Source organism: Aliiroseovarius lamellibrachiae (genome assembly GCF_018599245.1).
Taxonomy (GTDB): domain Bacteria; phylum Pseudomonadota; class Alphaproteobacteria; order Rhodobacterales; family Rhodobacteraceae; genus Aliiroseovarius; species Aliiroseovarius lamellibrachiae.
Genome location: NZ_JAHEVJ010000004.1, coordinates 246,617 through 259,135, shown reverse-complemented (window position 1 = coordinate 259,135; position 12,519 = coordinate 246,617). Strand labels below are relative to the sequence as shown.

Below are 12,519 nucleotides of genomic sequence, written 5' to 3'. Positions count from 1 at the left end.
CAACTAAATTTGGGGTGAACGGCCGATCCTTCAAATTGCGCAGGCTTGGTTAGATCATCCGGTTGGGCTGACCCACCGGGGGATCCGTGCTATGAAGACGCCAAGCAGCGGAGCAACTGGCAGGGTTAACCGGCAGGACCTATCCCAACCAAATGGGAGGTTCATATGTCATTTTATCTATTCCGTGGGCGTTACAGCACCGAAAGCTTACGTGCGCTGGTGGACAATCCAGAAGACCGCGAAAAAGCAGCGGGCGAGATGATCGCCTCGCTTGGCGGAACGCTGCATCATCTGTTTTTCTGCTTTGGTGACGATGATGTTGTGGCGCTGATCGAGGCCCCCAGTGATGCCGTCATGGCAACTTGTGCGCTGGTGGTTGGGGCCTCTGGCACCATGTCCGGCGGGTCCACAACAAAATTGATGACCAGCAAAGAGGCTATGACGGCGATGAGTGCCGCACAAAGTGGCCGCGCCGCATATCGCGCGGTTGGGGGGTAAGCCCGTGGCGTCCAGTTTGAATGGGCGCCATTTCAGGAGGGGAACTTATGGAAAAAGGATATTTGATTGCCAATATCCGTGTGCATGACCCGGTCGCCTTCGAGGAATTCAAACTTTTGTCGCAGGCGGCGATCGCTGACTATGGCGGCAAGGTTCTGGCGCGCAGCGCAACACCGGACTATCGCGAGGGGCCCAATCGTGGGCAGGTGGTGTTGATTGAATTTGAAACCCCAGACGTGGCTCGCGCCTTTTACGACAGCACGGCTTACCGGGCGGCACGCGACGTGCGTGAGAAAATCGCACAGACGGATTTGGTGTTGGTTGAAGGGCTGTAAAGCCGTCTCCAATGAAAAAGGCCGGAGAGATCCCCGGCCTTCCCACATGGTTCATTGTCACGTTCGATTATTTCAAGATCGAACGGCCCGCATATTCGGCGGTGGCGCCCAGCATTTCCTCAATCCGGATCAGCTGATTGTATTTCGCCAACCGGTCAGAGCGCGCAAGTGAGCCGGTTTTGATCTGGCCGCAGTTGGTGGCCACAGCAAGGTCAGCAATTGTTGCATCTTCGGTTTCACCCGAGCGGTGCGACATCACATTGGTCATGCGCGCGCGGTGCGCCATATCGACGGCTTTCAGGGTTTCTGACAGCGTGCCGATCTGGTTCACTTTCACCAGCATCGAATTTGCGGCGCCTTTGGCAATGCCTTCCGCCAGCCGGGCGGGGTTGGTCACAAAAAGATCGTCGCCAACCAATTGGATTTTGTCACCCAGCAGGGCGGTCAAAGCAACCCAACCGTCCCAGTCATCTTCCGACATGCCGTCTTCGATTGAGATGATCGGGTAGTCGTCACAAAGGGCCGCCAGATACTGGGCGTTCTCGTCGGACGTCAGTGATTTGCCTTCGCCAGACATCACATATTTGCCGTCTTTGTAATATTCGGTCGCGGCACAATCGAGCGCAAGATAGATGTCTTCGCCCGGTGTGTAGCCTGCTTTTTTGATCGAGCTCATGATGAAATCAAGCGCATCACGGGTCGAGGCGATGTTGGGTGCAAAGCCCCCTTCGTCGCCAATCCCGGTGGACAGGCCCGCGGCGGTCAGCTCTTTTTTCAGCGTGTGGAACACTTCGGCACCCATGCGCACGGCATCGCGAATGCTTTCGGCGGCCACGGGCATGATCATAAATTCTTGGATGTCGATCGGGTTGTCGGCATGTTCGCCGCCATTGATGATGTTCATCATCGGCACAGGCAGTGTGCGGGCAGAGGCGCCGCCAACATAGCGATACAGCGGCAGGGCCGAGGCATCCGCCGCCGCTTTGGCCACAGCCAGAGAGACACCCAAAATGGCGTTTGCGCCGAGGCGACCTTTGTTCTCGGTGCCGTCAAGTTCGATCATCGCGGCATCAATGGCTTCTTGCTCGGTCGCATCAAAGCCGATCAGCATTTCTGCGATCTCGCCGTTTACCGCCTCAACCGCGGCCAATACGCCCTTCCCCATGTAGCGGGACTTGTCGCCATCACGTTTTTCCACCGCTTCATGTGCGCCGGTTGAGGCACCGGACGGAACCGCAGCCCGGCCCATCGAGCCGTCTTCGAGGATGACATCAACCTCAACGGTTGGATTGCCCCGGCTGTCCAGGATTTCACGGGCGAAAATATCGACGATGGTGCTCATGTTAGCGCTCCCAATAAGAAGAAAACTTCAGTTGAGGCTCTTTAACGCGTCAGGCGGCATCGGGCAACCGGGCAGCCCGCCTGTTAGCGCGACCTTCGCGCACAAACATGTAAATCCCGGTGCAAATCACGATCATGGCCCCCAAATAAGTGAGCATATCAGGGCGTTCGTTAAAGACGATCATGCCAACAATCATCGAAAAAATCAGCCGGGCGTAGCGAAAGGGCATGATGATCGAGGTTTCCGCAATGCGCATGGCCAGCACAATGGCGTAATACCCCGCAACACCAAACACCATTGCCCCAAATAAATAGGCCCATTGGATGCCCTGTGGCACGACAAAAGGCGCGGTGATCGGGATCATCAAAAGCCCCGCCGGGATCAGCGAGGCAAAGCCATAAAAGCTGACGGAAATCGACGGGATTGATGGGTCGATTTGACGGGTGATCAAGTCGCGCAGGGCAATGCCAAAGACCGCAGCAATGGGAAAAAGGGCGGCCATGTCAAAATCAGCGGCCCCCGGACGAATGATGATCAACACACCAATAAAGCCCACGCCAATCGCGCTCCAACGTCGCCAACCGACAGTTTCACCCAGAAACAAAGCGGCCCCGGCGGTGATTGCCAAAGGGGTGGCTTGAAACACGGCGGCAACGGTTGAAATGGGCACCAAGGAAAGGGCGGTGATGAAAAACATCGCAGAGATACCCTCGGCCGCGTTGCGCCACAGCATTTGGGGCGAGCGCATGTCGCGGTGCACCAAAGGCGCAAATGTCCCGCGGTTCACATAGGTCGCGACCGCAAAGGCCAAAGCCCCGCCTGCGCCAAGAAACACCAGAACTTCGGATACAGGCAGGCCCGCCGAACTGGATTTAATGAACGCATCCTCCATGGCAAAGGCCGCCATGGAGAGCGTCACAAGGATGATGCCTTTGATATTTTGCATGTTAAACAACCCCGAATGTCACCGCAGGACCCAATCGGAAAATCGGATCCGAAACAAGCGGGGAAAGGGTGATGTAACGCATTTCAAATTGTGATGAGTAGGCAATCTTCGCCACAGAGTTTGCGGCGCAATGTCATCAGTCTTTTTTGATTGGCACGCCGTAAAGCTCTAGCCGGTGATCTTTCAGCGTATAGCCAAGCTTTTGCGCGATCTTTTCCTGAAGCTCTTCAATCTCAGGATCCACAAATTCAATGACTTTTCCGGTGGTCAGATCAATCAGGTGATCGTGGTGGTCGCGGTCGGCACTTTCATAACGCGCGCGACCATCGCCAAATTCATTTTTCACCAAGATCCCGGATTCTTCAAAAAGCTTCACAGTGCGGTACACCGTGGCCAATGAAATACCCGCATCAATTTCCGAGGCACGCGCATAAAGCTCTTCTACATCTGGGTGATCGTGATGGGCCGATTGCAAAACGCGGGCAATGACCCGGCGCTGTTCGGTCATGCGCAATCCGCGTTCTTCGCAGCGTTCCAGAATGTTCTTATTCATCAGTTGCCCCTGATTCCGTTTCCTCCCTTATCGCGCGAAAATGCCTTGGGGAAAACGGATAATTGACAGATTTCGCACGCGCCGAATGATCCGCGGTTACGCGGCCGTGCCCCAGCTTGATCAAACCGTCAGACGGCCTTCCATCACTTTTACCGCGCGTCCGGCTACCGTGACGCGACCGGGCTCGGCGATAAGCTTAATCCGTGACGGGCGGCCCATGTCGTCGCCTTGATGAATGGTGATATCGACCGGTGCACCGCGCCACTTGCGCAAAAGGGCGGCAAGCGGGGCGGCGGCGGACCCTGTGGCGGGGTCTTCGGGAATGCCATCTAAGGGCGCGAACATACGGGCGTGGATAACATCCCCTTCGTCCACCCAAGGATAGACGGCGAAGTCGTGATTGCCGGGGAATTGGGCTGTGCCTTCGCGCATCGCATCCAAATTTGGCGAAAGCGCGGACAGGGTTTTGCGGTCTTTCAGTTGGGCAAACACGAAATCCCCACCGAGCGAGGCCAACACGGGTTGCGATAGGATATCGTCTGGCGCACAGCCTATGGCGCGGGCCACCAAGGTCATGTCAGGCGTGCCTTTGATCTCTAATGGATGCTCTGTCACAAAAGAGGCGGCACCGTCTTTGGCTTTTGCAACCAATGGTCCGACGCCCAATTCCAGAACCATGTCCGCATCATTGCCAAGATCTGACAGCATGATTGCCGTGCCGATGGTGGGATGCCCTGCAAAGGGCAGCTCGCGCGTGGGGGTGAAATACCGCACACGGGCCGTATGGTTTGGGTCGTCTGGCGGCAGCACAAAGCTTGTTTCTGAAAAGTTGAACTCGCGGGCGATGGTCAGCATATCCGTGTCAGACAGGCCTGTTGCGTCGGGGATCACCGCCAACTGGTTGCCGCCAAACGGGGTGGCGGTGAAGACGTCATAGACAAAATACTGCATTACATAAGCTCCGGTTCGCGGCCCAAACGGCCCGCCAGTGGGGCCACGGTCAGCCCCTGGATGATGATCGAGAAGACAACGATGATATATGTGGCGGTCAGGATCAATGGCTTCCAATCGCCCTCGGGCAGGGACAGGGCAAGGGCCACGGAGATCCCGCCCTTCAGCCCGCCCCAGGTCATGATCGGGATCACGCCTGTTGAAAAGCGCCTAAAGGGTTTCAGGATCATGACAGGCACGGCCACGGCGGCAAAGCGTGCAAAGAGCGCAAGGGCAATGGCGGCAAACCCGGCCAGCACCGCGTCGCCCGTAAAAGCCACGGTGAAAACCTCGAACCCGATCATCAGGAACAAGACGGCGTTTAGAATCTCGTCGATCAGCTTCCAGAAGGCTTCGACATAATGGCGGGTTTCCTCGGACATACCGTGTTTTGCGCCCACATCGCCAATGAGCAACCCGGCGCAAACCGCCATAATGGGGGCAGAGACATGCAGCGCCACAGCCAATTCATAGCCGCCAAAGGCAAGGCCCAGCGTGATCAGAACCTCAAGGGAATAGTCGTCGATCAAGCGCATGACGCGGAAGGTGAGCCAGCCAAGGATGACCCCCAAAAGCGCGCCGCCCACGGCCTCTTGCCCAAATAGTTTAACCGCGCCATCAAAGCCGCCGCCGCTGTGGCTGTCCCCATGCGGAAAGGCGATGCCGACCAGCACCAGAAAGACCACATAGCCAACCCCGTCATTAAACAGGCTTTCCCCAGCGATTTTGGTTTCCAAAGACTTTTGCAGGTTCGCTTCGCGTAAAACCCCCAGCACAGCCACGGGATCTGTGGGTGAAATCAGCGCCCCAAAGACCAAAGCCACCAAAAACGGCATTCCGGTCAACCAGCTGAACCCAACCCCCACAATGACGGTTGATAGAACGACCCCCATTGTGGCCATCAGAAACACCACCCGCCATTGGGCGCGCAAGTCAGAGATTTTTACATGAAGAGCGCCCGCAAACAGCAAAAGCCCCAGCATCCCCTCGAGCAATGCGTCGGAAAAATCGATGCGGGTCACCGTCTCGCGCACTTGGTCAGCCATGCCAAGGCTAGGGATCAGCACATCCAAGATCATCACAGATATGGATGCCATCAGGGACACGACAAGGATCCCAATGGCCGAGGGCAGTTTTAAAAACAAATAGTTCACCGCCCCAAATGCACCAGCCAAGACAATCAAAAGAGATGCGATTTGTAGAAAACTCATTGGCTGCTCCAATATGCTCGATTTGCGCTTATATATCACGGCGCTAGCGCAACATAAACCGCTTGACGGGGGCGGCCACAACGGGTCCAGTCGCGCCATGACAAGTAAGCGACATATGGATGGGTTCGGCGCGGCCGCTTTGGTCGGGTTTTTCCTGTTGTTGGCGGTGAACCAAGTGGTGATCAAGCTGACAAATGACGGGTTCCAACCGGTTTTTGCCGCTGGGGTGCGCAGTTTTGGGGCGATCTTTGTGCTGGGGTTATGGATGATCCTGCGCGGAGTTTCTTTTGACTTTCGCAAAGGCACGCGCGCATCTGGCCTGTTGGCCGGGGTGATTTTCGCGTTCGAATTCATTTGCCTCTTTGTGGCGCTTGATCTGACGACCGTGACCCGCGTGTCGATCATATTCTACTCTATGCCAGTATGGATGGCAGTGGTTGCGCATTTCACGCTGCCGGGGGAACAGCTCACGCGGTTAAAAACCGTGGGATTGGCGCTGGCCTTTTCCGGGGTGGTCTGGGCAATTCTTGATCGGTCATCAGCTGGCGGGCAGGCATCCATCTGGGGCGATTTGGCCGCATTAGGGGCGGCATTGGGCTGGATGGCTGTGTCGCTGACCGCGCGATTAACCCCGCTGCGCGAACTGAGCGCTGAGATGCAGATGTTCTGGCAGGTTCTTGTTTCTGCACCGATTTTAATGGTTTCGGCAATGTTTTTTGGCCCCTTTATTCGGGATGTCCAGCCGATGCATTATTGGGGGATCGCGTTTCAAATTGTGCTGATTGCATCGGGCGCCTTTCTGTTTTGGTTCTGGTTGCTGAAGCAATACAAGGCGTCGTCAGTGGCATCCTTCGCGTTTTTGTCCCCCATTTTTGGCGTGGCAATGGGGTGGATGTGGTTGGGCGAGACGCTTAATGCGGCGACCATTGGGGCGCTCGTATTGGTGGCGATTGGGATTGTATTGATCAATCGGAGATCGTGACTCGCGCCCACACGGGAAGATGGTCCGAGGCGACACGGCTGAGCGGCGTGTGCAACACATGACCTTCACGGACTTTAACACCCTCGCTGATCACCAGCCGATCCAGTGCGGCAACCGGGCGCGAGGAATGAAAGCTGTTGCCAAAGGCATGGATGTCAAAGTCGCGGTCCAAAGGTTCGAACCCACGATGTGTGGACCATTCGTTAAAGTCCCCAAGGATCACAGCGGGCAAGGGCAGGGGACGCAATTCATTGGCCAACCGGTGCATTTGCTGGTGCCTATAACGGCGCATCAGGCCCAGATGACATCCAAACACACGAAGGATGCCTGCAATCTCTACACTGACCGCGCCGCGGGGTTCTAACCCCGGCAGGGCAATGCGGAAGGGGGACGAGAATGCGATCCCGCGCCGTACCAAAATGGCATTGCCGTGACTGCCCAGCGACACGCCATTTGTCGCCAAAGGGACAATGGCATAATCGCTTTCCTGTTCGATCATTTGGTGGGGAAGGGCCGCAACGCGTGGCCCCAAGCGACGATCCGCCTCTTGCAACACCACCACATCCGCGTCGGCTTGGGTGATCACGTCAAGGATCCGATGTGGATCGCGGCGCCGGTCTAACCCCACCGCTTTTCGGATGTTATATGTCAGAAGGGTCAGGTCCACGGGGCTGTCGCTTTGTTAGGTTCCGCAAAATGTCCGCAAGACCCGCTGATCTGGGGTCGGTGCGCGTGTCAAATCCATATCCTCCTGCTCGGGCGCAAAGGGGCGCGTGAAGGCCGCGGCGAGACGATGGAACGGGGCGTAATTTCCGTCGATCCCGGCTTGAATGGCGGCTTCAATTTGGTGATTGCGCGGGATGACCACCGGGTTGGCGCGGGCCATCGTGGTGTCGGGGTCCTGTTCGCGGGCCAGACGTGCCTGCCAGTCGGGGGCCCAGCTGTCCCACGCGCCTTCGTCACTGACCTCATGTGACGCATCGCGGGTGTTCAAGGCGGAAAACGTCAGGGTGAAATCCGCTTGGCTGGAGGCCATGCGTGAGAGCAGGCCTGAGATGAGTTTTCCATCCCCGTCTTCTGACCGCGTAAGGCCAAGTTTGGCGCGAAATTTTGCGGTCCACGCCTTGTGAAACAGGTCCGGGAACTGGTTCAGAACCGCGCTGGCCTCTTCTACGGCCGCGTCTTCATCAGGGTGCAATGGTAAAAGAGCCGTGGCCAATTGCGCCAAATTCCACATCCCCATATCGGGTTGCGCTGCAAAGGCGTACCGCCCCGTTTGGTCAATCGAGGAAAACACCGTGCGGGGATGATACGCATCCAGAAAGGCGCAGGGGCCATAGTCGATGGTCTCGCCCGAGATCGCCATATTGTCGGTGTTCATCACGCCATGAAGAAAACCGACCGACATCCATCCAGCGATCAGTTTAGCCTGCGCGCGGACAACATGATCGAGAAATTCCATTGGATTTTTAGCATTCGGGTAGTGACGCGAGGCGGCGTAATCAGTCAGCAAACGCAGCCCCTCAATGTCGTTTTGTCCGGCAAAATACTGAAACGTGCCAACGCGGATATGACTGGCGGCAACACGGGTTAAAATCGCACCGGGATAGCCACGTTCACGTTGCACCCGTTCGCCCGTCAGCGCCGCCCCAAGCGCACGCGTTGTTGGAATGCCAAGGGCGTGCATTGCCTCTGACACCAGATATTCACGCATCACCGGGCCCAGCCAGGCGCGCCCATCGCCGCGCCGTGAAAACGGGGTCACGCCCGAGCCTTTTAGCTGGACATCACGCCGCGTGTCATTGGGGCCGAACTCTCCAGTGACCTCGCCCAGCAAACAGGCCCGCCCGTCGCCCAACCGCGGCACCCAGCCGCCAAATTGATGCCCCGCATAGACCTGAGCAATCGGATCGGTGCCAGGCAAAAGCGTGTCGCCCGTCAGAACCTCAGCGGACAGATCGTCGGGGTCAAACCCCAGTTCGCGTGCCAGATCCTTGTTCACAATCAAAGTCGATGGGGCGGCGACGGGTGTTGGCGTTTGACGCGCATAAAAACGGTCAGGCAGGCGGGCATAGCTGTTGTCAAATGTCACGGTCATATCGCTATCTTACAAAAGTCGAACCATTTGGTGGTAACGATCCCGAGACCGAAATCCGATGCGTTCATAAAGCGTGCGCGCACGGGTATTGTCGGTGTCGACCTCAAGGTTCATCGCTTTGATCCCTTCACTGGAAAGCGCGCGGGCCAAGGCCATCATCGCCTCGGACCCCATACCACGCCGGCGCACACGTTCACGGACAAAAAACTCATCCACCGCGGCTTCCAACCCGCCAAATTCGATCGACCAGCCAAAGCTGATGGCGATATAGCCAACCGGGGCAGAGCGCGGCCCAATCATCCAAATCGCCCCATGAGGTGAGCCCTCAAGAAGCGGGATAAGCGCCCCGCGTCTGGTGTCTTCATCCTGGGTGATGCCTTGGGTGTCATGCAGGCTGCCAACCAGCGTCATCAACCGCTCTAGGTCATCGGATGTGGCAAGTCGTAGGGCGCTCATAATCTGGCGATCCGATCTGTCAAAAGGGTGAAAAAACCGTCCGCATCGAGGTCGCGCATAAAGGTTGCGTTGGGCGTGCGATCTGTGACGCCCCACCAATCGGCCACGGTCATGCCCATGGTCAGCTCGGACGTGGTTTCGATCTCGACATTGATGTGGCGGCCCTTGAAAAGCTCTGGCTGCAACAAATAGGCGATCACGGTGGGGTCGTGTAGCGGCGCGCCTTCTGAGCCATATTTTTCTCGATCAAACCGTTCAAAGAAATCGGTCATTTCGGCAACCGCATGTCCAACCGGACCGGGAAGCGCACGAAAGGCATCGTTGCGGGGTTTGGTGACCAGTGCTTTGTGGGTGACATCGAGGGGCATCACAGCAATGGGCGCGCCTGATTTAAACACAATATCAGCGGCTTGCGGGTCAACGTAGATGTTGAATTCCGCCGTGGGGGTGACATTGCCAACTTCAAAATAAGCCCCCCCCATCAGCACAATTTCTTGCACGCGTTCGGCGATATCTGGGGCACGATCAAAAGCGGTTGCAATGTTGGTCAGCGGCCCAAGCGGGCACAGCGTGACCGTTCCCGAAGGCTCAGTTCGTAGGGTTTCAATAATGAAATCAACGGCGTGTTGATCCTGCACGGGCATCACGGGATCAGGTAGGACTGGCCCGTCCAATCCGGTTTTACCATGCACGTATTCGGCGGTGACAAGGCTGCGCGCCATCGGGCAATCACAACCGGAAAAAACCTTGGTGTCCGGCTTTCCCGCCAATTCGCAGATGATCCGTGCGTTTTTCAATGTCAGGGCCAGAGGCACGTTTCCAGCAACCGCGGTAATACCCAAAACCTCAAGCGCCTCTGGGCTGGACAACGCCAAAAGGATCGCCACGGCATCATCTTGTCCGGGGTCCGTGTCAATGATGATTTTTCTAGCCATATTAGATCCTTATCGGGGGATGTTACGCTGCAATCTGAACCCAGATCGGCACATGATCAGAGGGTTTTTCACGGCCTCGGATCTCTTTGTCGATCTGGCAATCCGTCAACAAATCTGCGCATTCTGGCGACAGCAAGAAGTGGTCAATGCGGATGCCGTCATTGCGTTGCCACGCGCCGCGTTGAAAATCCCAGAACGTGTATTGTTCGGGGGCTGGGTTGCGTGCGCGGAAGGCTTCGGTCAGGCCAAGATTAACCAGCTTGCGAAAGGCATTTCGGCTGTCGGGTAGGAACAATGCATCTTTGGTCCAAGCCTCAGGGCGGGCCGCGTCTTCTGGTTGGGGGATGATGTTGTAATCGCCCGCCATGAGGAACGGTTCCTCTTTGGCCATCAACACCTGCGCGCGCGCATATAACCGGGCCATCCAGCCGAGTTTATAGCCGTATTTCCCCTCATGGATCGGCGCGCCGTCTGCGTCAAAGTCAACGGGATTTCCGTTGGGCAGATACAGCCCGCAAATACGAATGGCCTGTTCATTGACAATGGTGGCCTCAATGTAACGCGCTTGTTCATCGGTCTCATCCCCCGGCAGGCCACACATCACATCTTCGAGCGGGAATTTAGACAGGATCGCCACGCCGTTAAAACTTTTCTGCCCATGGGCCGCGATGTTATATCCCATGTTTTCAAAGTGTTCTCGGGGGAAGTTCTCATCCACGGATTTCACTTCTTGCAAGATCACCACGTCAGGTTGGGTGTCTTCCAGCCAAGCGGTCAAGGCGGGCATGCGGGCTTTGATCCCGGCGATATTGTAGCTGGCGATTTTCATGAAGCCCTCCATTTGATTGCGCATAATGTGGGGGGAAATGACGGTGGACACAAGGTGTCATCCTTGCGTCCGTTGGGTTCGATCTGCAAAAGGCGGGAATGCGCCAAGCAGTGCTGTTCAGAATCTGGAGGCGATGTCGGTGCCCGCCACATAGCCAGACGACCAAGCCCATTGAAAATTAAACCCACCCAGCCAACCGGTCACATCCAGACATTCGCCGATGAAATAAAGCCCCGGTGTGGTTTTTGACATCATGGTTTTACTGTCGACCCCATCGGTGGAAATCCCGCCCAATGTGACCTCGGCCGTGCGATATCCTTCGGATCCGGACGGGGTCACCGTCCAGTTTTTCAACTGATCACAAATCTCGATCAGGCGCTGATCTGATTGGTCAGCGAGGTTGCCTGTTAGCGCCAGTTCGGGCGTTAAAAAATCCACCAGTTTGCTGGGTAAAAGACGCCCGAGTTCTGTGGTGAGCTGGCGGCGCCCCTCGCTTTGGCGCTGATCCCGTAGGGCGGTGAAAAGATCACGCCCGCCGGTCAGGTCGATGGTCACCGCCTCGCCATCGCGCCAGTAAGAAGATATTTGCAGGATGGCGGGCCCCGACAACCCGCGATGGGTGAACAGCATCGCCTCGTTAAAGCTGGCGCGGGCGTTAAAAGCCCGGACCGGCAGGGCAAGGCCAGCGAGAGGGGCAAACCGCCCATCGGTAAAGGTGAAGGGCACCAGGGCGGGGCGAACCTCTGTGATGTCATGGCCAAACTGGCGGGCAATTTCATAGGCAAATCCGGTCGCCCCCATTTTGGGGATGGATTTGCCGCCGGTGGCAAGCACCAGGTTGCGCGTGTCAAACGTGCCTTGATCGGTGATGACCTGAAACCCATCGGACGTTTTGCGCACGGAAGTCACACCACATCCCAGATTGATTTTGGTCCCCGCGGCGATGGCGTCCCGCACCAACATATCAACAATCTGAGTGGCTTTTTCATCGCAAAAGAGCTGCCCCAGGGTTTTTTCATGCCACGCGATGCCCGCGCGATCCATCCGGTCGATAAAGTCCCACTGACTGTAGCGCGCAAGGGCGGATTTGTGAAAGTGCTTGTTCTGGCTGATGAAATTACCGGGTTCAGTGTGCATATTGGTAAAGTTGCATCGCCCGCCACCAGAGATACGGATCTTTTCGCCCGCGCGTTTCGCGTGATCAATCAGCAGCGTGTCTTTGCCACTGTGCGCTGCGCAAAACAGCCCTGCCGCTCCGGCGCCTATGATGAGTGTGTTGCATGTCATATCAAGCGGGGTAGCTGTTCTTTTGGAGAGGTGAAAGCTCAGAAATTCTTAAGGCAT

The 12,519-nt window shown here is 56.7% G+C and carries 14 protein-coding genes; 3 read left to right on the top strand and 11 right to left on the bottom strand.

Annotated features, from left to right (window positions below; genetic code table 11):
• The first annotated feature begins 165 nt into the window (after window positions 1–165).
• Both KKW20_RS09195 and KKW20_RS09190 read left to right on the top strand, forming a co-directional pair.
• Entirely contained in the window at window positions 166–498 is a 333-nt protein-coding gene (locus KKW20_RS09195) for a GYD domain-containing protein (RefSeq protein WP_214567578.1), read from the top strand.
• A gap of 47 nt (window positions 499–545) precedes the next feature.
• Window positions 546–833 (top strand): DUF1330 domain-containing protein, encoded by a 288-nt coding sequence (locus KKW20_RS09190; protein WP_214567577.1) that lies wholly within the window; start codon window positions 546–548, stop codon window positions 831–833.
• 67 nt (window positions 834–900) lie between these two features.
• Here the strand turns inward: KKW20_RS09190 and eno are convergent, their stop codons facing one another.
• The 5 genes from eno to KKW20_RS09165 form a co-directional block, all read right to left on the bottom strand.
• Window positions 901–2,175: a phosphopyruvate hydratase gene (gene eno / locus KKW20_RS09185; protein ID WP_214567576.1), complete on the bottom strand. Its 1,275-nt coding sequence runs from the start codon at window positions 2,173–2,175 to the stop codon at window positions 901–903.
• A 49-nt stretch (window positions 2,176–2,224) separates the two neighbouring features.
• Window positions 2,225–3,121 (bottom strand): DMT family transporter, encoded by an 897-nt coding sequence (locus KKW20_RS09180; protein WP_214567575.1) that lies wholly within the window; start codon window positions 3,119–3,121, stop codon window positions 2,225–2,227.
• Window positions 3,122–3,257: 136 nt separating this feature from the next.
• Window positions 3,258–3,674 (bottom strand): Fur family transcriptional regulator, encoded by a 417-nt coding sequence (locus tag KKW20_RS09175; RefSeq protein WP_214567574.1) that lies wholly within the window; start codon window positions 3,672–3,674, stop codon window positions 3,258–3,260.
• Window positions 3,675–3,794: 120 nt separating this feature from the next.
• Window positions 3,795–4,625 (bottom strand): PhzF family phenazine biosynthesis protein, encoded by an 831-nt coding sequence (locus KKW20_RS09170; RefSeq protein WP_214567573.1) that lies wholly within the window; start codon window positions 4,623–4,625, stop codon window positions 3,795–3,797.
• Window positions 4,625–5,875, bottom strand: a complete 1,251-nt coding sequence (locus KKW20_RS09165) for a cation:proton antiporter (protein WP_214567572.1) — start codon at window positions 5,873–5,875, stop codon at window positions 4,625–4,627. Before KKW20_RS09165 ends, KKW20_RS09170 begins: the two co-directional genes overlap by 1 nt.
• Window positions 5,876–5,972: 97 nt before the next feature.
• Between KKW20_RS09165 and KKW20_RS09160 the strand changes: the two genes are divergently transcribed.
• Window positions 5,973–6,857: a DMT family transporter gene (locus KKW20_RS09160; RefSeq protein ID WP_214567571.1), complete on the top strand. Its 885-nt coding sequence runs from the start codon at window positions 5,973–5,975 to the stop codon at window positions 6,855–6,857.
• On the opposite strand, the gene KKW20_RS09155 is transcribed toward KKW20_RS09160, so the two are convergent.
• From KKW20_RS09155 to KKW20_RS09130, 6 genes are all read right to left on the bottom strand, one after another.
• Entirely contained in the window at window positions 6,841–7,524 is a 684-nt protein-coding gene (locus KKW20_RS09155; protein ID WP_343207568.1) for an endonuclease/exonuclease/phosphatase family protein, read from the bottom strand. The two genes, KKW20_RS09160 and KKW20_RS09155, sit on opposite strands and share 17 nt — an antisense overlap.
• 15 nt (window positions 7,525–7,539) lie before the next feature.
• Window positions 7,540–8,955, bottom strand: a complete 1,416-nt coding sequence (locus KKW20_RS09150; protein ID WP_214567570.1) for a protein adenylyltransferase SelO — start codon at window positions 8,953–8,955, stop codon at window positions 7,540–7,542.
• A 9-nt stretch (window positions 8,956–8,964) separates the two neighbouring features.
• Entirely contained in the window at window positions 8,965–9,411 is a 447-nt protein-coding gene (locus KKW20_RS09145; RefSeq protein WP_214567569.1) for a GNAT family N-acetyltransferase, read from the bottom strand.
• Window positions 9,408–10,346 carry a nucleoside hydrolase gene (locus KKW20_RS09140; RefSeq protein ID WP_214567568.1) on the bottom strand — a complete coding sequence of 313 codons (939 nt, stop codon included), beginning with the start codon at window positions 10,344–10,346 and terminating at the stop codon, window positions 9,408–9,410. The genes KKW20_RS09145 and KKW20_RS09140 overlap by 4 nt, the downstream gene beginning before the upstream one ends.
• A 22-nt stretch (window positions 10,347–10,368) precedes the next feature.
• Window positions 10,369–11,175, bottom strand: coding sequence for an exodeoxyribonuclease III (xth, locus tag KKW20_RS09135; RefSeq protein WP_214567567.1), 807 nt, complete (start codon window positions 11,173–11,175; stop codon window positions 10,369–10,371).
• A gap of 117 nt (window positions 11,176–11,292) precedes the next feature.
• Window positions 11,293–12,462: a BaiN/RdsA family NAD(P)/FAD-dependent oxidoreductase gene (locus KKW20_RS09130; RefSeq protein WP_214567566.1), complete on the bottom strand. Its 1,170-nt coding sequence runs from the start codon at window positions 12,460–12,462 to the stop codon at window positions 11,293–11,295.
• Between the last annotated feature and the right edge of the window lie 57 nt (window positions 12,463–12,519).